At 45.9% G+C, this 25,291-nt stretch carries 21 protein-coding genes; 7 read left to right on the forward strand and 14 right to left on the reverse strand.

Features of this window, described 5'->3' with window-relative positions:
* Positions 1–42: 42 nt before the first annotated feature.
* Both DWX61_RS05030 and DWX61_RS05035 read left to right on the forward strand, forming a co-directional pair.
* The gene (locus tag DWX61_RS05030) at positions 43–663 is read left to right on the forward strand and encodes an HAD family hydrolase (protein ID WP_118513058.1); all 621 of its coding nucleotides are present in this window, start codon (positions 43–45) and stop codon (positions 661–663) included.
* Entirely contained in the window at positions 660–2,024 is a 1,365-nt protein-coding gene (locus DWX61_RS05035) for an MATE family efflux transporter (protein ID WP_118608579.1), read from the forward strand. Before DWX61_RS05030 ends, DWX61_RS05035 begins: the two co-directional genes overlap by 4 nt.
* An 81-nt stretch (positions 2,025–2,105) precedes the next feature.
* Here DWX61_RS05035 and DWX61_RS05040 read toward each other — a convergent pair whose 3' ends face one another.
* The 7 genes from DWX61_RS05040 to DWX61_RS05070 all read right to left on the reverse strand — a co-directional run bounded on the left by DWX61_RS05040 (position 2,106) and on the right by DWX61_RS05070 (position 10,482).
* Positions 2,106–2,405, reverse strand: coding sequence for a DUF3784 domain-containing protein (locus tag DWX61_RS05040; RefSeq protein WP_118608580.1), 300 nt, complete (start codon positions 2,403–2,405; stop codon positions 2,106–2,108).
* Between the two features lie 82 nt (positions 2,406–2,487).
* Entirely contained in the window at positions 2,488–4,122 is a 1,635-nt protein-coding gene (locus DWX61_RS05045) for a L,D-transpeptidase family protein (RefSeq protein ID WP_243119085.1), read from the reverse strand.
* A gap of 126 nt (positions 4,123–4,248) precedes the next feature.
* On the reverse strand, positions 4,249–5,601 hold the full coding sequence (locus DWX61_RS05050; protein ID WP_118513055.1) for an MATE family efflux transporter: 1,353 nt from the start codon (positions 5,599–5,601) through the stop codon (positions 4,249–4,251).
* 256 nt (positions 5,602–5,857) lie between these two features.
* Entirely contained in the window at positions 5,858–7,399 is a 1,542-nt protein-coding gene (gpmI, locus tag DWX61_RS05055) for a 2,3-bisphosphoglycerate-independent phosphoglycerate mutase (protein ID WP_118513054.1), read from the reverse strand.
* Positions 7,400–7,610: 211 nt separating this feature from the next.
* The gene (locus DWX61_RS05060; protein ID WP_118513128.1) at positions 7,611–8,906 is read right to left on the reverse strand and encodes a homoserine dehydrogenase; all 1,296 of its coding nucleotides are present in this window, start codon (positions 8,904–8,906) and stop codon (positions 7,611–7,613) included.
* Between the two features lie 52 nt (positions 8,907–8,958).
* Positions 8,959–10,077: an Mbeg1-like protein gene (locus DWX61_RS05065; protein WP_118608581.1), complete on the reverse strand. Its 1,119-nt coding sequence runs from the start codon at positions 10,075–10,077 to the stop codon at positions 8,959–8,961.
* Positions 10,078–10,260: 183 nt separating this feature from the next.
* Positions 10,261–10,482, reverse strand: a complete 222-nt coding sequence (locus tag DWX61_RS05070) for a hypothetical protein (protein ID WP_118608582.1) — start codon at positions 10,480–10,482, stop codon at positions 10,261–10,263.
* 101 nt (positions 10,483–10,583) lie between these two features.
* Between DWX61_RS05070 and DWX61_RS05075 the strand changes: the two genes are divergently transcribed.
* On the forward strand, positions 10,584–10,862 hold the full coding sequence (locus tag DWX61_RS05075; protein WP_118608583.1) for a helix-turn-helix domain-containing protein: 279 nt from the start codon (positions 10,584–10,586) through the stop codon (positions 10,860–10,862).
* Positions 10,863–10,977: 115 nt separating this feature from the next.
* On the opposite strand, the gene tpiA is transcribed toward DWX61_RS05075, so the two are convergent.
* The 3 genes from tpiA to gap all read right to left on the reverse strand — a co-directional run bounded on the left by tpiA (position 10,978) and on the right by gap (position 14,176).
* Complete coding sequence (tpiA, locus tag DWX61_RS05080) at positions 10,978–11,727, reverse strand: triose-phosphate isomerase (RefSeq protein ID WP_015527001.1); 750 nt, start codon at positions 11,725–11,727, stop codon at positions 10,978–10,980.
* A gap of 45 nt (positions 11,728–11,772) precedes the next feature.
* The gene (locus DWX61_RS05085) at positions 11,773–12,969 is read right to left on the reverse strand and encodes a phosphoglycerate kinase (protein ID WP_118608584.1); all 1,197 of its coding nucleotides are present in this window, start codon (positions 12,967–12,969) and stop codon (positions 11,773–11,775) included.
* A 187-nt stretch (positions 12,970–13,156) separates the two neighbouring features.
* Positions 13,157–14,176 (reverse strand): type I glyceraldehyde-3-phosphate dehydrogenase, encoded by a 1,020-nt coding sequence (gene gap, locus DWX61_RS05090; protein ID WP_118513051.1) that lies wholly within the window; start codon positions 14,174–14,176, stop codon positions 13,157–13,159.
* A gap of 305 nt (positions 14,177–14,481) precedes the next feature.
* Here gap and DWX61_RS05095 point away from each other — a divergent pair, with 305 nt between their 5' ends.
* Both DWX61_RS05095 and DWX61_RS05100 read left to right on the forward strand, forming a co-directional pair.
* Positions 14,482–15,300: a histidinol-phosphatase HisJ family protein gene (locus DWX61_RS05095; RefSeq protein ID WP_118624143.1), complete on the forward strand. Its 819-nt coding sequence runs from the start codon at positions 14,482–14,484 to the stop codon at positions 15,298–15,300.
* A 75-nt stretch (positions 15,301–15,375) separates the two neighbouring features.
* Positions 15,376–17,619, forward strand: a complete 2,244-nt coding sequence (locus DWX61_RS05100) for a hypothetical protein (protein ID WP_118624145.1) — start codon at positions 15,376–15,378, stop codon at positions 17,617–17,619.
* Between the two features lie 204 nt (positions 17,620–17,823).
* Here the strand turns inward: DWX61_RS05100 and DWX61_RS05105 are convergent, their stop codons facing one another.
* The 4 genes from DWX61_RS05105 to DWX61_RS05120 form a co-directional block, all read right to left on the reverse strand.
* Positions 17,824–20,382 carry an HAD-IC family P-type ATPase gene (locus DWX61_RS05105; RefSeq protein WP_118624147.1) on the reverse strand — a complete coding sequence of 853 codons (2,559 nt, stop codon included), beginning with the start codon at positions 20,380–20,382 and terminating at the stop codon, positions 17,824–17,826.
* Between the two features lie 89 nt (positions 20,383–20,471).
* Positions 20,472–20,918 (reverse strand): Fe-S cluster assembly scaffold protein NifU, encoded by a 447-nt coding sequence (gene nifU, locus DWX61_RS05110; RefSeq protein ID WP_015526995.1) that lies wholly within the window; start codon positions 20,916–20,918, stop codon positions 20,472–20,474.
* Positions 20,919–20,946: 28 nt separating this feature from the next.
* Positions 20,947–22,134: a cysteine desulfurase NifS gene (gene nifS, locus DWX61_RS05115; RefSeq protein ID WP_118513047.1), complete on the reverse strand. Its 1,188-nt coding sequence runs from the start codon at positions 22,132–22,134 to the stop codon at positions 20,947–20,949.
* Positions 22,135–22,159: 25 nt separating this feature from the next.
* Positions 22,160–22,588 (reverse strand): RrF2 family transcriptional regulator, encoded by a 429-nt coding sequence (locus tag DWX61_RS05120; RefSeq protein WP_015526993.1) that lies wholly within the window; start codon positions 22,586–22,588, stop codon positions 22,160–22,162.
* 190 nt (positions 22,589–22,778) lie between these two features.
* Here DWX61_RS05120 and DWX61_RS05125 point away from each other — a divergent pair, with 190 nt between their 5' ends.
* A complete protein-coding gene (locus DWX61_RS05125) occupies positions 22,779–24,113 on the forward strand; it encodes a polysaccharide biosynthesis protein (protein WP_118624149.1) in 1,335 nt (444 codons plus the stop codon).
* 42 nt (positions 24,114–24,155) lie between these two features.
* Complete coding sequence (locus DWX61_RS05130; RefSeq protein WP_118513045.1) at positions 24,156–25,187, forward strand: 3-deoxy-7-phosphoheptulonate synthase; 1,032 nt, start codon at positions 24,156–24,158, stop codon at positions 25,185–25,187.
* The last annotated feature ends 104 nt before the right edge of the window (positions 25,188–25,291 follow it).

The following is a 25,291-nucleotide window of genomic DNA, read 5'->3' on the forward strand; positions in this document are numbered from 1 at the left end:
TTGCATTTTTTACATATCATAGTTTTTGGGGAGGTTTTTCTGATGGACAGTATTATTTTTGATGTTGACGGTACGCTCTGGGATTCCACCGGGATCGTAGCTGAGGCCTGGAGTGATTACCTTATCCATACGGAGCACATGGATACCGATGTAAGCGCCAAACGACTGATGGGGCTTTTTGGCCAGCTGCTGCCGGATATCGCAAGAGCTCTTTTCCCTGAGCTTCCGGAAGCAGAACAGCTTCGTATCATCGACGGCTGCTGCCAGGCAGAGCACGAAGCACTTCTTCGCAAATGTGCTCCGCTGTATCCGGATCTTGAGGAAACACTGAAGATTCTTTCCAGCCGTTTCCCTCTTTTTATCGTCAGTAACTGCCAGGCCGGATATATTGAAGTGTTCCTGAAATCCACAGGCTTCGGACACTATTTCAAGGGCCATCTCTGTCCCGGTGACACCGGCATGGCCAAAGCGGAAAATATCATGAAGATCCGCGAGGACAATAATCTATCCGATCCGGTTTATATCGGTGATACCTTAGGAGACTTTAATGCCTGCCGGAAAGCAGGAGTTCCTTTTATCTTTGCCGAATACGGTTTCGGGCAGGTGGATAAACCGGATTACCGGATCACCAGGCCTTTTGACCTTACGGAGATATGCAGATGAGTATGAAAAGATCAAAATCCATAGACCTTACTTCCGGTCCGATCCTGAAAACGCTTTCAGAGCTTGCTCTGCCAATCATGGCATCTTCCCTTCTTGGAACTGCCTATAATATCACAGATATGGCCTGGATCGGACTTCTGGGCTCCAAGGCAGTTGCCGGTGTCGGTGTGGGCGGCATGTATGTGTGGCTTTCCCAGGGACTGGTAGCCCTTCCGCGAATGGGCGGACAGGTAAACACAGCACAGTCCTGCGGCCGGAAGGATTATAAAGAGGCACGTTCCTACGCGGCCAGTGCCCTGCAGATGACCATTCTGTTCGGTCTTTTATTTGCTGCAGCAAGTATTATATTTCTTGATCCTCTGATCGGATTTTTTAATCTGACAGACCCGGAAGCATATTCTTCTGCCAGATCTTATATGCTGATCACCTGCGGACTGATCATTTTTTCCTTCCTGAACCTGACTCTCACCGGACTTTTTACAGCCCAGGGAGACTCCAGGTCTCCGCTGATGGCCAATTTTCTTGGACTTGTGGGAAATATGTTCCTGGATCCGCTCCTGATCCTTGGCATTGGACCTTTTCCACGGCTTGAAACGGTAGGTGCTGCCATTGCCACAGTAACTGCACAGTTCCTGGTTTTTGCAGTGCTGTTTTTCCGGATCTTTACTTCCGGGCTGGAACCAAATGTACTTCGTGAACTTCATCTTTTTTCACGTTTTCCGGGAAAATTTTATAAAAATATCTTCCGCATTGGTTTTCCAACCGCTATCCAGAGCATGATCTACTGTATGATCTCCATGGTACTGACCAGAATGGTTTCCGCCTTCGGTGCTGCTGCCATTGCTGTCCAGCGTGTGGGCGGACAGATCGAATCCGTTTCCTGGAACACCGCGGACGGCTTTGCCTCTGCCTTAAATGCTTTTACCGCACAGAATTTCGGTGCAAAAAAATACGACCGCATCCGCCATGGCTACCGTATTTCCTTTGGTATCCTGACAATCTGGGGCCTTATCATAACTGCAGCCTTTGTGCTGCTCCCACGCCCGATCTCCGGTTTATTTTTCCATGATCCGGAATCCCTTGGGATTTCTGTAAATTACCTGATCATCATCGGCTTCTGTGAGGCTTTCATGGCCATTGAGCTGATGACCATCGGTGCACTGTCCGGCCTTGGTATGACCAAGCTCTGCAGTATCATCAGTATTATCCTGACAGGGGCCAGAATCCCGCTTGCCATGCTGCTGACTCATGCAGGAATGGGACTTAATGGTATCTGGTGGGCACTTTCCCTTACTTCCATCGTAAAGGGAATCATCTTTACTCTGACATTCCGACAGACCAGCCGAACGAAATTAAAATAAATACAGACAGAAAAACTCCCCGCAAATACCGGAGCCTGATCAGACAGGTTACCGTTTCACGGGGAGTTCTGATATTTTTGATCATTTTTTGATACATTTTGTTCTGAGTACAAACAGAAATACCACAAGTATCACAAACAGAATTACTACATAGGCGATCTTTGCTGCTACACTTGTGGTGAATGCGTCAACTCCTGTAGCCACTCCGATAAGTATCAGACAGATTCCTGAAGCCTTTTCCATTTTTTTCTCATCATACTTCTGGTTTCTGGCCTGTGTGTTTCCGCCTTTCATAAAAATGGAACCGTGTCCGGTAAAAAGCATAAAGCCTACTACCAGTGCTGCGATTGTAAGTATAAAGCTGAATGACTGATCAAACATAATATTTTCCTCCTGCTAAAGAACAGGAGCCACACACCGGATCACCGGCTGGCTCCTGTTTGTTTTTTGACTACAGATCCGATCAATAGAAACAGACGATCGGTACATTATACTGGATAATGTTGTAAAGCTCTCCCGCTTTATCCGGTGGCATATTGATACAGCCGTGGGAACCTCCGGTCAGATACCGGTCGCCTCCAAAATACGGCTGCCAGTCTGCATCATGGAATCCAATGCCTCCGTTAAACGGCATCCAGTAGGTTACCGGCTGTTCATAGGAATAGGTTCCGTCTGCTTTCTTGGTGCCACGGAGCACATCCGGGCTCTTCTTATAGTACAAGGTGAAGATTCCAGGAGGTGTTTTTCTCTCCGGATCACTTGCAAGTCCGGATACGATATCTGATTCAAAGATCACATTTCCATCCTGATAATACCACATATACTGTTCTGTAAGGTCCACTTCAATGTAGGTATTTCCCAGATCATTCACACCATAAGAATTGGCTCTCATGGAATAAACCGGCTCTCTGGTCGTCTGAGCCCCGGACTGGATCTCCTGGGTAAGCTGTGCCACCTCTCCGTCCTGATCGATTTTCCAGCCATATGCAGAACCGGAAACCGAAACAGTTCTTCCGCTTGTTGTCTGGAACTGACGCTCTGTACCTACTGTATCATGATCCGCAGCAAGCTGTGCCACATAATCCACGATATGCTGTTTGAAGGATGCATCATCCTGGATCAGCTGCCCCTTTTCGCCAAACTGCAGCCAGTTTTTGATGGTGCTTCCATCAAGTGTTACTGTCTCATCTCCAAATGTGTAGGTGATGCTTGCCCTCGCAAAGTTATTATATGCATCCACCGTTGCCTGCAGATCTGCATTGTCACTGGTCACATCTGCCTTCACATAAGCATCCGGGTTACTGCCAAGATCTACTTCACCTTCATCGCTGCTGATAGCATCACTGATCATCTGATAGGCTTCTTTTACCTTCAGCTGACTTCCCTCTGTATCCGGCACGATCGTAAATTCGGAATCATTAAAGCTTACGTACGCGTTCTCCGGTGCTACCTGATTCTCTTTCCGGGCACAATTCAGTCCTTTCACTTCTGTCTCCAGCTTTAACTTGTCAAAAGCAGTCTGCTCACTGGCCGTGTAAGTCGTCTTTTCAAAAAATCCTTTCACCCATTCGTAGGGCTTCTGCTCTTTCAGAAGCTTCAGAACTTCACCACTGGATATATAACGATAATCAATATCCGCTCCCTCTATGGTCTGCGTATCCTGATTTCTGGCCTTTACCTGGATGGAATAGCCTTCCATTTTTTTTGCGATTTCCTGCTCCACCTCATATGCAGTCCTGTTGGAGCTGTCAATCCCGTTGATCGTTGTGCCCTCAAAGAAATGACTGGTGTAATAATAGGATAATCCTGCATATGCACAGCCCACCACTACAAAAACCATGGCAGCGATCATTCCGGTCACCTTCAGTGCCTTATGCTTTTTCTTTTCGGGTATAACGATAGGTTCAAATTCAGATTCATCGATAGGTACGTAGGTGATTTTCCTTGGCCTTGCTGATTTCGAAGGTCTTGCCGACTTGTGAGCAGCTGATCTGTCTTTTTTATTTTCAGGATGAGGCTCTCCTACAGTATCACTGACGATCTTTGCCATGGCATCATTGATCCTGTCCTCGATATCCCTCTTTTCATCGTTGCTCATATTTATCCACCTCTATGTTCATGTGCCTTCAAAAAGGCACCTTTCCATTGATACTTTCTGGTCTTACTCACCAGCCTTTTCATTATATCATACTTTCCAGAAATTGCATCTCATTTCATGTTTTTTTTATAACTTATTTGTACCGTACAGCTTCCGCGCCATATCTTTCATAACATAGAAGTACATTACCCAAAGGAGCACCGTCGCAAAGATCCAGGCCACCGGACTTGCAAGACAGGTACCGATATAGCTGCTTTTTCCGGCCGCAATGGTAGCGGTGATCCCTCTTCCTGCAAGCTCAGCCACACCGGCCATCATAGGAAGAAGACCATAGCCCATTCCCTGGATCCCGTTTCGCAGCACATTGACAAAATACAGAGGAATAAAAAACAATGCCACACATTTTACATAGATTGCTACCATAGGAAGTACTTCTCCAATGTTGTCTGAGATAAACAGATATGCGAAATATTTTCCCGCAAAGAACAGAAAACCACCAACAACAACAGAATATACAATTCCTATAAAATGCGAAGCTCGAAAACCTTCCCGCACTCTCTCAAGCTTTCCGGCTCCGATATTCTGTGCATTGTAGGTAGCGCTGGCAGTTCCCTGTGCCACAAATGCCTGGGTGAAGATCTGCTCGATCTTACTTCCTGCTGTAAACGCCGCCACCGCATAGGAGCCAAGCATATTTAAGGCGGACTGTACCATCATGGTTCCGATCGCCGTGATAGAATACTGCAGTCCCATTGGGATTCCCACACCGATCTGCTTGGCTGCGAGGTTACGTCTGAAATACCAGTCTTCTTTTTTCATACGGAGCTCCGGCACAAACTTCCAGATATATACCAGACATAAGACTCCTGAAACTCCCTGGGAAATAATGGTAGCCCAGGCTGCTCCAGGTGCTCCCAGTTTAAACACGATGATAAATACAAGGTCAAGCACAATATTCAGCATTGCAGACAAGATCAGAAAATACAGTGGTACCTTACTGTTTCCCAGTGCACGAAGAATACTGGCCAGGATATTATATAATGCCTGGGCAAAAATCCCTCCGCAGATGATCATAACGTAAGCATATGCATCCTTGAAAATATCATCCGGCGTGTGCATAAATTTCAGAAGTGCATGCATACCTGTCATGCTGACTGCTGTCATCACTGCCGAGATCAGCGCTGTCAGGATCAGTGCATTTCCCACGGTCTGACGCATCTCATCCATTTTTCCCGCACCGTACTTCTGTGCAGTCAGTACGGTAAAACCGGCAGTAAGTCCCAGAAGAAAGCCTATGATCAAAAAGATGATAGTTCCTGTTGAGCCAACTGCCGCCAGTGCCTTTGTTCCTACAAATTTTCCTACAACCACCGCATCTACCATATTGTAGAACTGCTGAAATACATTACCGATAAATACCGGGATCGTAAATCCCAGGAGCACTTTTACCGGTTTTCCCTGCGTCATGTCTGTTTTCATGAAATCTTCCTTCCCCCCATTTAATTTGATCGTTCATAAACTTTGTGCTGCTTTTTGTTATTCTTTTTATTATTCTTTCTGTAACTTTACAGTTAATCAAAAGTTACCTGTTTTTATGTATCAGAGGGATTATAGTTGAAATGGAATGATTTTACAAGATGATTTTGAAAATTTTTTTCATGTGTGGAAGCAGGAACGATCGGATAAAAAAACCCGGCAGATCCGTAAAAATCTGCCGGGATTCCGTGAAACTTATTTATTTCTCAACAAGAAGAGACTCTCCTGTCATTTCCTTCGGCTGCTCCATACCCATAAGCTGGATCAGAGTCGGAACGATATCTGCAAGACATCCGTTCTCACGAAGTGTGTATTTCGGATCTGCGTTTACAAGGATAAACGGTACCGGGTTAGTTGTATGAGCTGTCCATGGCTCACCTGTTTCATAATTTACAAGCTGCTCTGCGTTACCATGGTCAGCGCAGATAAAGAGCTGTCCGTCAACCTCTTTGATCGCCTCTACAGCCTTACCGACACACGCATCAACAGTCTCAACAGCCTTGATCGCAGCTGCCTCAACACCTGTATGGCCAACCATATCCGGGTTAGCAAAGTTGATGATGATCACATCATACTTGTCAGACTTGATCGCCTCTACAAGCTTTTCACAAACCTCCGGTGCGCTCATCTCCGGCTGCATATCGTAGGTCGGAACCTTCGGGGATTTTACAAGGATTCTGTCCTCTCCTTTGTTTGGCTCCTCAACACCACCGTTGAAGAAGAATGTAACATGTGCATATTTCTCTGTCTCGGCGATACGTGCCTGTGTCATATCGTGAGCTGCAAGGTACTCACCGAAGGTATTGTGAAGAAGAACCTTGTGGAATGCTACCAGCTTATTCTGGATGGTATCATCATACTCTGTGAAGCATACGAATGTGGTATCCAGTCTCTTTGCTCTCTCAAAGCCCTTAAAATCGTCATCACAGAAAGCTCTTGTGATCTCTCTTGCACGGTCCGGACGGAAGTTGAAGAATACAACGGAATCCTTATCGGAAATAGTTGCAACCGGTTTGCCGTCTTTCTCGATAACAGTCGGAAGCACAAATTCATCTGTCTTGTCAGCATCATAGGAAGCCTGAACTGCTGCTGCAGCATCTGTTCCCTTTACGCCTTCGCCCTGTGTAAGAGCTTTATATGCAAGCTCAACACGATCCCAGCGGTTATCACGATCCATTGCATAATAACGTCCGGAGATCACACCGATCTCACCAACGCCGATCTCTTTCATTTTGGCTTCCAGCTGCTCTACAAACTCTTTACCGGATGCAGGCGGTGTGTCACGTCCATCCAGGAAGCAGTGTACGTAAACTTTCTTAAGTCCCTCTCTCTTTGCCATCTCAAGAAGTCCATAGAGATGTGTATTGTGGCTGTGTACGCCACCGTCAGAAAGAAGTCCCATAAAATGGATCGCGGAATCATTGTCTTTTGCGTTCTTCATAGCAGCAAGAAGTGCCTCATTCTTGAAGAAATCGCCGTCCTGGATCTCTTTTGTGATTCTTGTAAGCTCCTGGTATACGATACGGCCTGCGCCCATGTTCATATGACCAACCTCGGAGTTACCCATCTGTCCGTCCGGAAGACCTACCGCAAGACCGCTGGCATTGCCTTTTACAAACGGATAATCTTTCATGAGTCCGTCCATAACCGGTGTTTTTGCCTCATATACAGCATTTCCGTCATGTCTGTCATTGAGTCCGTATCCATCAAGGATCATTAAAACTGTTGGTTTTTTGCTCATAATTTTCCCCTTCTTATCTTTGATCGAAAATCTGTCCGGCACAGCTCTTCAATGATTCTGAAACCCTCTGTACCATTCAGGATTCTTTTGTTTTCCATTTTATATAGTACCAAAATCCAGAAATTTTGCAACGTTTTCTTTGACAAAAATTTGTCTGTTTCCAATTTCCTGACAACTAATGCGGCTGATCTGTAAATTTACGCGAAAGATATTATTTCTGGTATACACGGATCATAGAAGAAATCTTTCTTACAGATGCGCTATTTTCCAGCTCTTCCTTGACCTTAAAGAAAGCGCCCTCACTTACAAGTTTAGTGATCACAACAACCTCTGCAGTATCCGGTCTCTTGCTTTCTTTCTGCATGATCTGTGCCACGCTTGCCTGATATTTTGCAAAATGCTCCAGGATCTCAGCCAGCACACCGCAGCGGTCCTCTACCTGCAGGCGGAGGAAATAGCGGTTATGGGTATCTGCCATATCTTTTACCGGAAGTGTCTTATAGCAGGTGCAGCCTACTCTTCCGCAGCAATCTGCCTTCATATTACGAACTACCTCAAATACATCACCGGCGACCGCACTTGCTGTAGGAAGCTCACCTGCTCCACGTCCATAGAACATGGTATCTCCTACTGCATCTCCGTGTACAAAAACTGCATTATAAGAATCATTGACGGATGCAAGGGGATGCTCTGCCGGGATCAGCATCGGGCAGACATAGGCCTCAACGCCGTCCTCCTGACAGCGTGCAACACCCAGAAGCTTGATCTCGCAGCCCATTTCTTTTGCGTAACGGATATCCTTTGCCGTGATCTTTGTGATTCCTTCTATATGAACATTATCAAGGGTAACTCTGGAATTGAAGGCAACTGATGCAAGGATGGCAACCTTTCTTCCTGCATCAATTCCTTCGATATCTGCAGTAGGATCCGCCTCTGCATATCCAAGCTCTGTAGCAAGCGCAAGTGCATCTGAAAATTCCATTCCTTCCTGGGACATCTTGGTAAGGATAAAGTTCGTAGTTCCGTTTACGATTCCCATAACTTCCGTTACATGGTTGGCCTCAAGACTGTTCTTCAACGGGCTGATGATCGGGATTCCTCCGGCAACTGCTGCCTCAAACAGAAAATCCTTCTGTGCTGCCCTGGCAGTTTCCAGGATCTCTTTTCCGTGGACTGCGATCAGATCCTTATTTGCAGTTACAACGTTCTTGCCGGCTTTCAGTGCTGCAAGGATATAAGTACGTGCCGGCTCGATTCCACCGATCAGCTCGATCACAATATCAATGGAAGGATCTCCCTCAATATCTGCCCAGTCCGTTGTAAGAACAGAAGGATCATCTACCTTCCCGGATGCTTTCTCAAGGTTACGCACCAGGATCTTTGTGATCTTTACCTGGCATCCAAGCTTAGCTGTCATTTCCTGCTCCTGGCTTTTGATCACTTTATATACACCGGTCCCTACTGTTCCGAGACCAAGAAGGGCCGCATTTACGACTTTTTCGTTCATTTTCTGATGTCCCCTTTCCGTTTTTTCCAATTTTATCAGAGTAACTCCTATGTTATGGCAGAAAACGCTTTTTGTCAAGTTCCGGCAGAGGAAGCAATTCCAGCCAGCTGCCAAAAAGTCCGGTGATCAGCTCCTGCACCATAGCTTTTGACTGTGGTTCCAGTTTATCCAGCTGGCGCACCATGGCAGCCAGACTTTTCAGACCGCCTTCCTGGATTTGGGAAATGGTATCTGCTCCGGTTGCTTCCAGCACAGAAAAGAGTTCCCCGATGAGATGCTCTCTCTGCTTTTCATCCATATGGTCGATCCATTTATGAAGACTTCGGTCTGACGCCGCAGCTCTTCTTGTCAAACTTTCTTTCTCTATAAAGGATGGCCCCATTACCTCCCAGGTAAAAGCATCATGCTGCAGGATTCCCTTCTGTGTACTGGCTACGATCAGCGGATCTTTCTGGTGGCTGAGCAGCATCCCGATCACAGATGCCTCGGGAATGATACGAGTGACTTTTGGCAAAACCCTTTCCACTCTTCCGGGACTGAAAAATCCTTCCGGAAAACCCGGACCATCATTATCATAGACAGAAAGAATCTTTTCCTGCAGGATGTCACTGCACTGCATCGCTGTATACATAGCCAGATTTCCTCCTTTGGAATGACCGCCGATCCGCAGCATGGACTGTATATAAGTTCCATGCGTTTCCAGATATTCCAACGCTTTTCTGTGCGAAGGAACAACTCCGTTGCTTAAGTTAAAATCCTCCTTCCACCCCACAATGGTATCATCGGTTCCACGAAATGAAATATATGTGGTTCCATCATCCAGTCCTATAGTCACTGCCGCAAACTGCTGAGCCTGACGGGAAAGGATTTCATTGACAAAGCCTCCTACTGTACATTTCCGGAATCTCTCCGCACAGGCCATTTTTTCAAGGAGCACCGGTGTATTCTGCAGAAATGCGCTTTCTGCTTTCAGATCCTTCTTTATTTCCCGTCTGGAAAAAGCCGCAAAGAGTTCTTCTACAGAAAGAGTATTTCCGTTTTTTACTTCTGCCATCTCATCCAGATCAAGATAGGAAAAACACGCCAGTATCAGATTGTCAACTTCATTAAAGGGTGACTGCTCAAAGGTAATATCTCCTCTCCAGTCAAGATAATCCAGAATATTCCCCATAAAATCCTCCACAAATGATCATATAAGCGTCTTACGCACAGCTGCAGGCTTTCTTTCTATTATAATACGTAACGGCTGCATCACAGTACAGCCATCTGATGCGTTTCTGCCGTTATCAGATAACCGTTTTCTGAAACGACATACCCTGCCAGATATTTATTGTTATCATACCATAAATCCTGATCATTTGCGCCTTTCATCCATTTTTTTTCTGAGATAAAGGATGTAATGAATGCAGCCGCAGGTAAAAGCCGGAAACAGTATCGACAAGCCTGCTGCTGACATCATATAGATCACTGCCCCTTTTCCACCATCCGGTGTTCCTGCCACAAAGCAGTAGAACATGGTAGCTGAAAAATACAGTGTGATCACCACTGAAATTAAGATTTTAAAAAACTTCCTCATTGCTTCTCCTTTCTGTAGTGTCGATATAAGGACACTGTTGTGATTCCAATTTTACCTTCATAATAAGATTAATTCAAGGATGAATCGGACAGGATATATATATGATAAAATATGACAGATTTTGGGTCACGATGAAGGAGCGTGGGATCACTCAGTATGATCTTTATGAACATTACCAGATTACCCGTTCACTTCTGGACAGACTCCGAAAAAATAAAAATGTTGAAATTTATACCATAGACAGGCTGTGTTCCATTCTCCACTGCGAGATCGAGGACATTGTGGAACATGTTCCCGAGCCTGACGAAAGGAACGAACATACAGAAAAAGCTTCAGTGAAAAACAATCCTTACTCTGAAGATAAGAAAAACTCTCTCTGACTGTGATCAGATGCAGCTTTTTGTTGGCTGTGCTATCCGTGTCAGGGAGAGTTTTTCTGGTTTTTTCTATAAGAAGATATAAAAAAAGGGGCCGAAGCCCCTTTTTAAGTGGATCTTATTTGTAGTTTACGATCTTTCCGAAATCTGGTTTCAGGGAAGCGCCGCCTACAAGACCGCCGTCGATGTCAGCCTGAGCGAATAAGTCAGGAGCTGTTGCAGCGTTTACAGATCCGCCGTACTGAATACGGATCTCTGCTGCTGTAGCATCATCATAGATCTCAGCGATGCATTTACGGATATCAGCGCAAACCTCCTGAGCCTGCTCTGTTGTAGCTGTCTTACCTGTTCCGATAGCCCAGATCGGCTCGTAAGCGATAACTGCTGTCTTAGCCTGATCAGCTGTAACACCCTGGAATCCAACCTTAACCTGCTGACGGATGAAATCCATTGTCACGCCCTGCTCTCTCTGAGTAAGTGTCTCGCCGCAGCACATGATCGGTGTGATACCATGCTCGAAAGCTTTGAGCATTTTTTTGTTAACGTCTTCGTTTGTCTCACCGAAGTACTCTCTTCTCTCGGAATGTCCAAGTACTACGTACTTAACGCCTGCATCTACGAGCATAGCCGGAGCGATCTCGCCTGTGTAAGCACCTTTCTCCTCGAAGTACATGTTCTCAGCGCCAACCTGGATGTTTGTTCCTTTAGCTGCCTCAACAACAGGAATGATGTCGATAGCCGGTACGCAGAACACTACATCAACTTCGTCGTTAACAACAAGCGGTTTTAAAGTCTCAACCAGCTTTACAGCCTCGCTTGGTGTCATATTCATTTTCCAGTTTCCAGCAATAATTTTCTTTCTTGCCATTGTTTTATCTCCTTTTTTGTGTTTATGGAACACTTTATTTTTTTATCAGTCTTTATCGTTAGCTGCAGCTACACCCGGAAGCTCTTTTCCTTCAAGGAACTCAAGAGATGCACCGCCACCTGTGGAGATGTGTGTCATCTTGTCGCCATATCCAAGGATATTTACTGCTGCTGCGGAATCACCGCCACCGATGATCGTTGTTGCATCTGTCTCAGCAAGAGCTTTTGCAACTGCCTCTGTACCATGTGCAAAGTTCGGCATCTCGAAGCATCCCATCGGTCCGTTCCATACAACTGTCTTAGCATCTTTAACAGCATCTGCAAAAATCTTCTCTGTCTCTGTTCCGATGTCCATTCCTTCCCATCCGTCCGGAATTTCACCACGTTTAACGATCTGGATGTTGCAGTCGTTGGAGAAGGCATCACCGATTCTGTTATCTACAGGAAGAAGAAGTTTCACACCCTTCTCCTCTGCTTTCTTCATCATGTCGAGAGCATACTGAAGGTAATCATCCTCGCAGAGGGATGTTCCGATGTGTCCGCCCATAGCTTTGGAGAATGTATAGGACATACCACCACCGATGATCAGTGTATCTACCTTATCAAGAAGGTTGTTGATTACAGAGATCTTGCTGGAAACCTTAGCACCGCCAAGAATTGCAACGAATGGTCTCTCTGGATTATTTACAGCGTTTCCGAGGAAATCGATCTCTTTCTGCATCAGATATCCTACAACTGCTGTCTTAACATATTTGGTAACACCTACGTTGGAGCAGTGAGCTCTGTGAGCAGTTCCGAATGCATCGTTTACGAATACATCGCAAAGAGAAGCAAGGTCTTCGCTGAACTTATCTTCGTTCTTTGTCTCTTCTGCACGGTAACGTGTATTCTCAAGAAGAATTACATCGCCATCTTTCATCTCAGCAACAGCAGCTTTTGCGTTTGGTCCTACTACCTCAGGATCTGCTGCAAATTTCACTTCCTGTCCAAGAAGCTCAGAAAGACGAACAGCTACAGGTGCAAGAGAAAGCTCCGGTTTCGGCTCTCCCTTCGGTTTTCCGAGGTGGGAGCAGAGGATAACCTTTCCGCCGTCTGCGATCAGTTTCTTGATTGTAGGAAGAGCAGCCACAAGACGATTCTCGTCTGTGATCTTTCCATCCTGAAGCGGAACGTTAAAGTCACATCTTACAAGTACTCTCTGTCCTTTTACATTGATATCATCAACACTTTTTTTGTTCAGCATTTCTATATCTCCTTAACTTTTATTTCTGCCGGAAGCAGATCAATAAGGGCGAGCGGTATTGTTGTCCGCTCTGTCAACAGTCATTTCCTCAGATATTCTTTTGTTTGATCTTTTGGAAAAAAAGGGCCCGGTCCTCTTCAGACCGGACCCTTTCTGAGTCTATTCTTCTACACTCGTTCGCTGAAAATTAAGCGTTCAGAAGGCTTCCGAAGTGCTTGATTGTACGAACCATCTGGCTTGTGTAGGAGTTCTCGTTGTCATACCAGGAAACTACCTGAACCTCTGTTGTGCCATTCTCAAGTGGAAGTACCATTGTCTGAGTAGCATCGAAGAGGGAACCAAATCTCATACCAACGATATCGCTGGATACGATCTCATCCTCGTTGTATCCGAAGGACTCGTTAGAAGCTGCTTTCATAGCTGCGTTGATCTGCTCTTTTGTAACATTTCCTTCAACTACTGCTGTAAGGATTGTTGTAGAACCTGTTGGGGTAGGAACACGCTGTGCAGAACCGATAAGTTTGCCGTTAAGCTCTGGGATAACAAGTCCGATAGCTTTAGCAGCACCTGTGCTGTTCGGAACGATATTAACTGCAGCTGCACGGGATCTTCTCAGATCGCCTTTTCTCTGCGGTCCGTCAAGTGTCATCTGATCGCCTGTGTAAGCGTGGATTGTGCACATGATACCAGATTTGATCGGTGCAAGATCGTTAAGAGCCTTAGCCATTGGTGCAAGGCAGTTTGTTGTACAGGAAGCTGCGGAGATGATCTTGTCCTCGTTTGTAAGACCCTGATGGTTTACGTTGTAAACGATTGTCTTAAGGTCGTTTCCAGCCGGAGCGGAAATAACTACGTGCTTAGCACCTGCATCGATATGAGCCTGAGCTTTGTCTTTAGATGTGTAGAAACCTGTGCACTCAAGAACTACGTCTACACCGATCTCTCCCCAAGGAAGCTCTGCAGCGTTAGCCTTAGCATAGATTTTGATCTCTTTTCCGTCTACTGTGATGGAATCCTCTCCTGCTTTAACTGTATCAGCAAGAGCATATCTTCCCTGTGTAGAATCATATTTTAATAAGTGAGCAAGCATTTTAGGAGATGTAAGGTCATTGATTGCTACAACCTCGAATCCCTCTGCTCCAAACATCTGACGGAATGCAAGACGACCGATACGTCCAAAACCATTAATTGCAACTTTTACTGCCATGATAAATTCCTCCTATGAATTGAATGGTGATTAAATCGTTCCTTTGTTAAAGAAACATCAACCTGTTTCATATTGTACCTAATTCCAAACAAAAATTCAAGAGCATTTTATAAAAAAGAACATTAAAATAAATATTAAGAAAATTTCTGAAAAATGTGCTATAATTCTCTGATAGAAAGTTCTGTCCTGCTGAGCGCCAAAAGAGATATCCCTGCTCCCTTCCGGGAGCCTTACTTTTCCGGCTTCATAGCAGGCAGATATGATCATTGTCACAGAATATAAAGGCTTGAATATGGAGGTACAAAATGGACCAGAAAATTTTATGGGACTGCCATATGCACTCCTCTTTTTCCGCAGATTCCGATACACCGATGGAAAAGATGATCCAGACTGCCGCAGACAAGGGTCTCATGGGAATCTGTTTTACTGAACATTTTGATCCGGATTATCCTGATACTCCGGAAAATCTTGATTTTTCCCTGAACATCCCTGCATACCGCCAGAAGCTTGAGAGTCTTGCGGATGCTTTTAAAAACCAGATCCAGGTTAACTTCGGGATCGAGCTTGGACTTCAGCCTCAGCTTGCAGAATCTTTTTCCGATCTTCTGAAGGAAGTTCCTTTTGATTTCGTTATTGGTTCCTCCCATGTGGTGCACGGATACGATCCTTATTATCCTTCTTATTTTGAGGGCCGTAAGGAATCCGCATGTTACATGGAATATTTTGAATCCATCCTGGAAAATATCGCTGCTTTTGATGAGATGGATGTGTATGGACATATCGACTATGTAGTACGTTATGGTCCAAATCGGAACCGTCAGTATTCTTATGGAAGATATAAGGAGATCCTGGACGAGATCCTGCGGACACTGATCCGCAAAAATGTGGGGATCGAGCTGAACACAGGCGGTTATCACTATGGGCTTGGTGAACCAAATCCATGTGTCAATATTATCCGACGCTACCGTGAGCTTGGCGGTGAGATCATCACCATTGGTGCAGATGCCCATACTCCGGATAAGATCGGCTATGCTTTTGACAAGGCAGCTGATATTTTCCGTGAATGTGGTTTTTCCTATTATGCTGTATTTAAAAATCGTCGCCCTATTTTTCATAAACTGTAGCTCTGTTTCTCTCTCACGTGAGAGAGTTTACACTTTTATACCGAAAATATCATTTTATCTAAGGAGGAACTCTATATGTCAACAAAAAGACTCCAGAAAAAGAAAGCTGCCATGCAGGCAAAAAAAGAAAAGCAGCTGAAAAAAAATACCCCTGCTGCCAAATCTGTTGAAAATACTAAAGTCGAAGTAAAAAAACTTGAAACCGTAAAGAAGGAAACGCTTAAAGTCGAGACCTCTAAAACTGAACCGATCAAGGTTGAAACTTCAAAGACTGAGCCGATCAAGGTTGAGACTTCAAAGACCGAGCCGATCAAGGTTGAGACCTCTAAGACTGAACCGATCAAGGTTGAGACTTCAAAAACTGAGCCGATCAAAGTTGAGACTTCAAAGACCGAGCCGATCAAAGTTGAGACTTCAAAGACTGAGCCGATCAAAGTTGAGACTTCAAAAACCGAGCCGATCAAAGTTGAGACTTCCAAGACCGAGCCGATCAAAGTTGAAACTTCAAAGACTGAGCCAATCAAGGTTGAAACTTCTAAAACCGAGCCGATCAAAGTTGAGACTTCTAAAACCGAGCCGATCAAAGTTGAAACTTCTAAAACTGAGCCGATCAAGGTTGAGACCTCTAAGACTGAACCGGCGAAAGTTACTACTTCCAAGACCGAGCCTCTGAAAGTCGAAACCTCCAAGGAGGACACAGCTTACGATGCCCTCTACGAGAAACGTCTGAAACACTACTACAATGATCTGAAATGGCTCTACTGTGAACTGTTCCGCGATCATCCGGAAGTTGCCGGCACATTCTCAAGCCTCACAAAAAAGATGAAAGAGATTTACCGTGAGCGCTCTCTTTCCATGAAGGAAGCTGACCAGACCTGCGTTGCTGATCCTGACTGGTTCCGTAAGACTACTTTCACCGGAATGGCTGTAAATCCTGCTGACTTCGCAGATACTCTTTCCGGTCTATCTGATAAACTGGACTATATCAGCGAATGCAAAGCAGACACTCTGTACCTGACAGATCTTTTCCAGGCAACCTCCAATTGCTCCCTTTGCATTATCCCGGAGATCGGAACCTCCGAAGATCTGTACACACTTGCAGCTAACTGTAGGAAAGCAGGTATCCGCCTGGCTCTTGAGATCCCGTTAAGCCTTTCTGTGGATGACCCACAGTCCGGTGCGCCGTGTGTGCTCCAGACTCCGGCTTATTTCAATGCAATGCTTCTTCAGATCCTGGAACTTGCAAATGAAGGTGCTTCTGTATTCAGCCTTGGTGTCCTTCCGATGATGCCGGAAGAAAATCTCTGGAAGCTTCACTCTCTGCTACGTATGACCAGAATGGTGTGTGAGATCGTATGCCCCGGAATTCTTCTCCTTGGCGAAACAGACCGCCCACCTGCAGAGGCTGCTGCATTCGGCGGAACTTCCGATATGCCGGAACTTCACATTGTAAACAGCACCCGGCTGATGTCCGATCTCTGGCATACCGTTGCCACAAAGGACACTGCCCTTCTCCGCCGGGGAATTGACAGAGCTGCAGACCTTCCGCAGGCACCGGTATTCCAGAATTACCTCCGTAACCGCAACACTGTACGTTGGAACCTAGACTATGATTTCCTGAAAGGAAGCTTTATCACAGAAGGACCTCACAGAGATTATCTGAATGAATTCCTGGCAGGTATTTTCCCTGATTCCTTTGCCCGGGGTGAAATTTATGTAAATCCGGAAAACGAGGAATCTGAGCTCTGCGGAACAACCGCATCTCTTGCAGGAATTGAGCGTTTTGATTATGAAGGAAATATGGAGGGTGTCAGCCGGGGAATCCGCTATGACGTAACACTTCATGCATTGCTTCTTTCCCTCCCCGGAATTCCGGTACTTCGAAGCGGTGACGAGGTCGGACAGCTGAATGACTACACCTATAAAGCAGACATTTCCAAAGCATCTGATCCCCGCTGGCTCCACAACGGACGTTTCAACTGGGCACTTGCCAGGAACAGAGCCGATGTCGAAACGATTCAGGGACGCATTTTCAACAGCCTTGAGCAGCTGGAATCCATCCGCGCCAGCCATCCGGTATTTGCACCTGAAGTTCCTGCACATACGGTGGAAACCTGGGAAAGGGCTCTCCTTGCCCTGGTAAGAGAAACTTCTGAAGAAAAGCTGATCTGCATCTACAATTTCAGTGATCAGGATAAGGTAGCCTGGATCAACGAACAGGACGGTACTTACACAGATCTTCTCACAGGAGTTCAGAGAGACGCACAGGCTGTAGAGATCCCTGCCTTCGGATTTATCTGGCTTATGCACACGAAATAATAACTTCGTCAGGCGGATATCCACAATCTGCATTCTCTACACAGATCTGCACCGGATAACTTCTCCACAGTTTATTCGCCCAAAAAAGGTTACTGTTCACTCCGTTCTCAGTAACACACCTCGCGGGATATTACCAGTGAACAGTAATCAAAAAAGAACACTGCCATTTTCAACGGGCAGTGTCCTTTTTTATTTCTCATATTATTATTTTCTCAGCTTATCAATAAATGCGGCAAATTTCCCCTGTTCCCCACTATCCAGCGAACGACTGTAAATATTTCTGAGCCAGGCCGTGATCACATCGATCAGGATCGGAGAAAATGTCATCAAAAGGAACACCAGAATGATCATTCCGAATTCCAGAGATCCCAGTGTCAGAAGATTCTGCAGAACCACCGCCGCACCGAAAAAGATCACCTGCATACTGTAAATGATCACCTTTCGATAGGTATTCAAAGGCGCATAAACCGTCTTAAGTGCCGCCATATAATTCCATCCTGTCACAAGCACACAGGCTGTATTCAGCATGGCATTGGAATGGTATACATTCTGGCATACCAGCATCACACTGAACACACAGCCCGTGATGGTCACAGCAGCCGGAAATGCATTCATAAACACATGACGCAAAAATGTATGGTCGATCTTCTCATAATTATTCTCCTGTGCCAGAAGGAACGTAGGAATACCAACAGCACAGGCACTGATCAAAGACATCTGGATCGGCTCAAAAGGATAAGAATCCCCGAAGAAGATCGTAATCAGTGACAGCAGCACGGAAAAAATCGTTTTGATCAGAAACATAGATGCCGCAGTACGGATATTATTTACAACCCGGCGTCCCTGATTCACGATTTCCGGCATTGCTGCAAAATTAGAATCCAGCAATACCACATTGGCAATATTCTTGGCGGCATCACTGCCCTCAGCCATGGCAATACTGCAGTCCGCCTCTTTAAGCGCCAGAACATCATTGACACCATCACCGGTCATGGCAACCGTATGCTTCTGAGCCTGCAAAGACTTCACCATTGCCTGCTTCTGCTGAGGTGTTACACGTCCGAACACACTGTATTCTGCAACTGCCTCGTCCATCTGTTCCTGGGTTGTGATCGTTGTCGCATCTATATAATGCTCTGCATTTTTAAGACCTGCACGTCTGGCAATTGCAGAAACTGTCACCGGATCATCACCGGAGATCACTTTCAGATCAACACCCTGACTTTCGAAATATGCCAGCGTATCCGGTGCCTCTGCACGGATCACATCCGTAATAAGCAAAAGTCCGACAGGTTCCAGTCCCCCCGGAAGCTCCGCACCCTCACTCACATTTACACTATGGGCAAGGACCAGCACACGAAGACCTTCCTCTGCAAATCCGCCACAATACTCCATCAATTCCGGGTTCCCTTCCGGGAAAAGAAACTGCGCTGCACCCATCAGATAAGTACCTGCATCTGTAAATGCAGCTCCGCTGTACTTCCTGTCAGAAGAAAACGGGATCACATGATCCAGCTCCATATCCTGAGATACTTTAAATCTTGCCCTGAGTGCATCGGCAGTGGCATTCTGATCCTTCAGCACAGAAAGCAGATTTCCCATGATATGCTCGATCTCCCGGAGCTTCTCCGGATTTTCCTGACTGTGTTTCTCCGGGTCAGTGTCTGACTTTTCCTGCAATACGAGATTCGCGCTTCCATCCTCCTTTGCGATAGCATCTGTTGCTGAAACTGCAGAGGCAGCAGAACTTTCAGTTCCATCGCTGTCACCTTCGCCGGATTCAGGATCTTTCCCGGATATTTTCTCGGAAATCTCATCATACACCGGCGGATAGCTTTCCACCGCTTCCACACACATGGTACCCTCTGTGATAGTTCCTGTCTTATCCAGACAGAGCGTATCCACGCGTGCAAGAGTTTCTATACAGTACAGTTCCTGCACCAGCGTCTTCTTCTGAGCCAGCTTCAGTGCCCCCAAAGTCAGTGCCACACTGGTAAGAAGGACAAGCCCCTCCGGGATCATTCCCAGGACCGCTGCAACCATATTGACAACAGAATCCCGGATATTATCTCCCACAAAATAGTACTGTTTATAAAAAAGCAGCGCCCCCATTGGTACGATAATGATACTGATCACCTTCAGAATGGCATTCAGGGAATTTCTAAGCTCTGAATTATGGCGTTTGAATTCCTTTGCCTCGCTGGTGATCCTTGACGCATAGTTGTCGCTTCCCACATGGATGATCTGGCAGCAGGCCTGTCCCGCCGTCACAAAGCTTCCGGAAAAAAGCTCATCTCCCGGATTCTTCGGAAGATTGTCTGCCTCACCGGTAAGCAGGGATTCATTGACCTCAAGGCTTCCCTCCAGGATCTTCGCATCTGCCGGAACCTGTTCTCCGGTCTTCAGGAATATCAGATCATCGACAACCAGCTTCTCTGTAGAAATTTTCCATTTTTTTCCTTCACGCAGAACAACCGTCTTGGATTCTGTCAGGATTGCCAGCTTGTCAATAGTTTTCTTAGCACGGACCTCCTGAATGATCCCGATCACGGTATTAATAAAAATGATTCCTACAAACATGGAGTTTTTGTAGGAACCAACCAGCAGTACGAGAACCAGCAGCACCAGGTTCAGAAAATTGAAGAATGTCAACGTATTCTCCAGAATAATCTGCTTATATGTCCTGGTGTTGGGGTTTTCGTTATTATTTACCTGACCCTGCGCAATTCTTTCCTGAACCTCTTCGTTCGTAAGTCCTGTCATGCTTCTTACTTACCTGTCCTTTCAATGGCTTACGGTTCTGTTCAACTGAAGCTTGCTCATGCCCCGGTTATGATCGTAAATAAAAGGGATCAATACTCCTCTTCTGTATCCTCTTCACCCTCGTGGATATCAGACTTCGGTTTGGAAAGACCCTCGATCTTAATGTGATGTTTCTCTGCATAATCCCAGAGAGCTGCATGAATTGCTTCCTCAGCAAGCAGGGAACAGTGGATCTTCACCGGCGGAAGTCCGTCCAGAGCCTCCATAACGGCCTTGTTGGTTACTTCCATAGCTTCCTCAATGGTCTTGCCCATTACAAGTTCTGTTGCCATGCTGCTTGTTGCAACTGCTGCACCGCATCCAAATGTTTTAAACTTGCAGTCTTTGATAATATGAGTTTCGTCATCGATATCAAGGAATATTCTCATAATATCACCGCATTTTGCATTTCCTACAGTACCCACGCCACTTGCGTTCTCGATCTCACCTACATTACGTGGATGCTGAAAATGATCCATTACTTTTTCACTATACATTATTTTTTCCTCCTGGCAAGTATTTTTATTATTTTTTCTGTTTTTTAATAAAATCTTCATATAACGGAGACATGCTTCTTAAGTTTGCAGTAATATCTTTCAGCTTATCTACTACAAAATCAACATCCTCCATTGTCGTCTCCTCGCTTAAGGTCATACGGAGAGATCCGTGTGCGATCTCATGAGGAAGACCGATAGCTAACAAAACATGTGACGGATCCAGAGAACCGGATGTACATGCAGAACCGCTGGATGCACAGATTCCAAAATTATCAAGCATCAGAAGAAGTGACTCTCCCTCGATGAACTGGATGCTTACATTTACGTTGTTCGGAAGACGTTTTACTTTATCTCCATTGAGGCGTACGTACGGGATCTCTGTGAGGATCCTGCTGATCATATGATCTCTGATCTCGATTTCTTTTGCAGTACGTTCTTTCATGGACTTGTTTGCACGCTCTGCTGCAAGACCGTATCCTACGATACCAGGAACGTTCTCTGTACCTGCACGACGTTTTCTCTCCTGTGCTCCGCCATGTACGAAGGAGCGGATCTTAACGCCTTTACGGATATAGAGGAAGCCGATTCCCTTCGGTCCGTTGATCTTATGTCCGCTGGAGCTGAGCATATCAATATTGAACTCATCTACATTGATCGGGATCTGGCCAAATGCCTGAACAGCGTCTGTATGGAACAGGATTCCATGCTCATGTGCGATCTGTCCGATCTCTTTCAGCGGCTCAAGAGTACCGATCTCATTGTTTGCAGCCATAACAGAGATCAGGATGGTCTCCGGTGTGATGGCTTTCTGAAGCTCATCCAGGTCAATGAAACCATTCTCATCTACATCCAGGTATGTGACCTTGGCACCACGCTCTTTTTCAAGGTACTCGCAGGTATGAAGGATTGCATGATGCTCGATCTTTGTTGTGATGATATGGTTTCCTTTATTTTTATATGCCTCAAAGGTCGCTTTCAGGGCCCAGTTATCGGACTCGGAACCACCTGCTGTAAAATAGATCTCCTCTTTTTTGGCTCCGATCACATCTGCGATCTGCTGTCTTCCTTTTGCGATGGCAGCCTTGCTGTTTGCCGCAAAATCATAAACAGTTGAAGCATTTCCATAAAACTCTGTAAAATACGGCAGCATTGCCTCCACAACTTCCGGTGCGGTCTTTGTGGTAGCCGCGTTGTCCAGATATATCATTTTTCCCATTTTCTTTTCCTCCTGTTCAGGATAATTATTTTTCGTGTATTCTCCGGCTTTCTTCGATCAGCTCACTGAGCATCAGGGTATCCACTGCATCTGTGATGCTGTCATTGATCCTCTTCCACACTAATTTAGCCACGCAGAGATCGGAACCCTGGCAGCCACCGTCACCTTCTGTTCCCGGACATGTTGCAGCCTCCAGGCCACCCTCCAGGACACGAAGGATATCTCCCACTGAAATCTCTTCTGCCGGTCTTCCAAGGAAGTATCCCCCGGCTGCGCCGCGGACACTCTTCACAAGGCCCGCTTTCTTCAAAAGTGCCATCAGCTGCTCCAGATAGCTGACTGATATATTTTGACGGCCCGCAATACTCTGAAGCGAGACCGCTTCTTTTTCACTGTAAAGACCAAGGTCTATCAAAGCCTTAAGTCCGTATTTTGCTCTTGTTGACAGTTTCATCCGCTCACCTCTTTTTTCAATTCCCAGTGTTTTCCTCGGATTTCATGTTTACTCTATCAGAAACATATGGTTCTGTCAAGGCTAACTTCTTCATATACTGACAAAAAGGTGCAAGGTTGTTACTATTCACTGGTAATATTCCGCGAAGCGTGTTGCTGAAAATGGGGTGAACAGTAACTCAAGGTTATCCATGTCAAAAAAAATATTTCTCAAAGGAACCCTGATTCTTGCCTGTACAGGTCTTATCAGCCGTATCGCAGGTTTCTTTTATAGAATATTCCTCTCCTATGCCATTGGTGCAGAAGGTCTTGGTTTGTATCAGCTGGTTCTACCTCTCCAGGGACTTATGGCCGCTTTATCCTATACAGGGATCCAGTCTGCCCTTTCACGCCTGATCGCATCCAGACTTGCCCTTCAGGAGAAAAAGGAGGCACGTTTTTCGCTGGTTACAGGAACACTTATGGCTGTCTTTTTTTCTGCTGCAGCCGGTTTTCTGCTTTTTCAACACGCATATTTTTTTGCTTCCACAATTCTGAAAACACCGCAGACTGCCAGTCTTCTTCGCATAACAGCTGTCAGTATTCCGCTCTGTGCCATTCATTCCTGCATTGACAGCTATTATTATGCCCGGAAAAAAGCCTCTGTTCCGGCAGCCGTGCAGCTTTCGGAGCAGGCTGCCCGGATCGGCACTACCTATATCCTGTATCTGATCTTTCTTTCCGAAGGACGTCCGATCACTGCATTGATCGCAGCGGGTGGTTCTCTTGCCGGAGAGGCTGCCGCTTCGCTGGTGTCTCTGCTGGTAGTTTCCTTTCATTTCGGAAATCACCCTGTACAAGAAAAAAATCCCATCAGGATCTTTTCGCTGTTAAAGGACCTTTTCACACTGTCTTTTCCCATTTCCCTGAACAGGATTCTTCTGACACTTCTCGGCAGCATAGAAGCGGTTCTGATTCCACAGATGCTTCTGCGTTCCGGCATGACAGCATCAGACTCACTGAAAATCTATGGGATCTTTACCGGAATGGCACTGCCCCTGCTCCTGTTTCCTTCCACACTTACGTCTTCCGCCGCTGTGATGATGATGCCTTCCATCGCACAGCTTGATGCGCTGGGAGAGCAGAAGCAGATCCGCCGTGTCACAGACCAGACCTTTTTTCTGTGCATGTTCCTTGGATTTCTGTGCGGAAGCGGATTCTTTCTTTTTGGCCCATTCCTCGGAGCGTTGCTTTTTCACAGCCAGACTGCCGGCACCTACATACGGTATCTGTCTTTTATCTGTCCTTTTCTTTATACAAACACCATGCTCACCAGCATCCTGCAGGGACTTGGAAAACCGGGGCTCTGTCTGATCCACAGTATTGCCGGCATTCTCATCCGCATTTTCTCCGTTATTTTTATAATTCCGTTGACAGGGATACGCGGCTATTTTTACGGATTTTTTCTGGGTGAGCTGCTGCTTACTCTTCTACACGTGAAAGCGCTAAAATTTCCCTATCGACAATCGGCCAATAATCGTTTATAATAAATAATCGAAATGTCTATAGTTATGGAGGAATAGAGTACTATGAGTTTTGAATTCATAAAAAAACTGCCAACTCCTGAGGAAATCCGCAATCAGTATCCGCTCGATGCTGAACTTCAGGCGCTCAAGGAGAAACGCGATGCTGAGATTCGCGACGTTTTCACCGGAAAATCCGATAAATTCCTCGCTATCATCGGACCATGTTCTGCAGATAACGAAGATGCCGTATGCGATTATCTTTTAAGACTTCGCAAAGTTCAGGAAAAGATCGAAGATAAAGTCCTTATCATCCCGCGTGTTTACACAAACAAACCACGTACGACCGGTGAAGGATACAAAGGAATGGTCCATCAGCCGGATCCTGAGAAAAAACCGAACCTTCTTGCCGGACTGATCGCGATCCGTAAGATGCACATGCGTGCTATCCGCGAAAGCGGCTTCACCTGTGCAGATGAGATGCTTTACCCGGAGAACTACCGTTATCTCTCCGATGTGCTCTCCTACGTTGCTGTAGGCGCACGTTCTGTTGAAGATCAGCAGCACAGACTGACTGTCAGCGGTATGGACGTTCCTGCTGGTATGAAGAACCCTACCAGTGGTGACTACAGCGTTATGCTGAACTCCATTGTTGCAGCCCAGGGCGCTCATCGTTTTATTTACAGAAGCTGGGAGGTTGAGACCACCGGTAATCCACTCTCTCACGCAATCCTTCGTGGTGCGGTAAACAAGCATGGGGAAGCAATCCCGAACTACCATTACGAGGATCTTCGTCTTCTCTATGACAAATACCATGCAAAGAACCTTGCCAACCCGGCAGTGATCGTGGATACCAACCACTCCAACTCCAACAAGCATTACGAGCAGCAGGTTCGTATCGCAAGTGAGGTTCTTCACAGCCGTCAGGTAGATCCTGAGCTTCACTCAATGGTAAAGGGGCTCATGATCGAGAGCTATATCGAACCAGGCAATCAGAAGATCGGTGGAGATCACATCTACGGAAAATCCATCACAGATGCCTGCCTTGGTTGGGATGAATCTGAGAAGCTGCTTTACACGATCGCTGAAAATTGCTAAGTTCTGTCTGATCTGCACTTCAGGGAACAGACATTTGTAATCATTCTACAATTTACATTCAAAAAAAGAACCGACATTCTTCCATTTTGGAAGCTGCCGGTTCT

The sequence above is a fragment of the Ruminococcus sp. AF20-12LB genome, assembly GCF_003478985.1.
Classification (GTDB): Bacteria; Bacillota; Clostridia; order Lachnospirales; family Lachnospiraceae; genus Blautia_A.

Bases quoted from the DNA above. Each gene is read 5' to 3' on its own strand.
- DWX61_RS05030 (WP_118513058.1), top strand. From the start codon at position 43: ATGGACAGTATTATTTTTGATGTTGACGGTACGCTCTGGGATTCCACC.
- DWX61_RS05035 (WP_118608579.1), top strand. From the start codon at position 660: ATGAGTATGAAAAGATCAAAATCCATAGACCTTACTTCCGGTCCGATC.
- DWX61_RS05040 (WP_118608580.1), bottom strand. From the start codon at position 2,405: ATGTTTGATCAGTCATTCAGCTTTATACTTACAATCGCAGCACTGGTA.
- DWX61_RS05045 (WP_243119085.1), bottom strand. From the start codon at position 4,122: ATGAGCAACGATGAAAAGAGGGATATCGAGGACAGGATCAATGATGCC.
- DWX61_RS05050 (WP_118513055.1), bottom strand. From the start codon at position 5,601: ATGAAAACAGACATGACGCAGGGAAAACCGGTAAAAGTGCTCCTGGGA.
- gpmI (WP_118513054.1), bottom strand. From the start codon at position 7,399: ATGAGCAAAAAACCAACAGTTTTAATGATCCTTGATGGATACGGACTC.
- DWX61_RS05060 (WP_118513128.1), bottom strand. From the start codon at position 8,906: ATGAACGAAAAAGTCGTAAATGCGGCCCTTCTTGGTCTCGGAACAGTA.
- DWX61_RS05065 (WP_118608581.1), bottom strand. From the start codon at position 10,077: ATGGGGAATATTCTGGATTATCTTGACTGGAGAGGAGATATTACCTTT.
- DWX61_RS05070 (WP_118608582.1), bottom strand. From the start codon at position 10,482: ATGAGGAAGTTTTTTAAAATCTTAATTTCAGTGGTGATCACACTGTAT.
- DWX61_RS05075 (WP_118608583.1), top strand. From the start codon at position 10,584: ATGATAAAATATGACAGATTTTGGGTCACGATGAAGGAGCGTGGGATC.
- tpiA (WP_015527001.1), bottom strand. From the start codon at position 11,727: ATGGCAAGAAAGAAAATTATTGCTGGAAACTGGAAAATGAATATGACA.
- DWX61_RS05085 (WP_118608584.1), bottom strand. From the start codon at position 12,969: ATGCTGAACAAAAAAAGTGTTGATGATATCAATGTAAAAGGACAGAGA.
- gap (WP_118513051.1), bottom strand. From the start codon at position 14,176: ATGGCAGTAAAAGTTGCAATTAATGGTTTTGGACGTATCGGTCGTCTT.
- DWX61_RS05095 (WP_118624143.1), top strand. From the start codon at position 14,482: ATGGACCAGAAAATTTTATGGGACTGCCATATGCACTCCTCTTTTTCC.
- DWX61_RS05100 (WP_118624145.1), top strand. From the start codon at position 15,376: ATGTCAACAAAAAGACTCCAGAAAAAGAAAGCTGCCATGCAGGCAAAA.
- DWX61_RS05105 (WP_118624147.1), bottom strand. From the start codon at position 20,382: ATGACAGGACTTACGAACGAAGAGGTTCAGGAAAGAATTGCGCAGGGT.
- nifU (WP_015526995.1), bottom strand. From the start codon at position 20,918: ATGTATAGTGAAAAAGTAATGGATCATTTTCAGCATCCACGTAATGTA.
- nifS (WP_118513047.1), bottom strand. From the start codon at position 22,134: ATGGGAAAAATGATATATCTGGACAACGCGGCTACCACAAAGACCGCA.
- DWX61_RS05120 (WP_015526993.1), bottom strand. From the start codon at position 22,588: ATGAAACTGTCAACAAGAGCAAAATACGGACTTAAGGCTTTGATAGAC.
- DWX61_RS05125 (WP_118624149.1), top strand. From the start codon at position 22,779: ATGTCAAAAAAAATATTTCTCAAAGGAACCCTGATTCTTGCCTGTACA.
- DWX61_RS05130 (WP_118513045.1), top strand. From the start codon at position 24,156: ATGAGTTTTGAATTCATAAAAAAACTGCCAACTCCTGAGGAAATCCGC.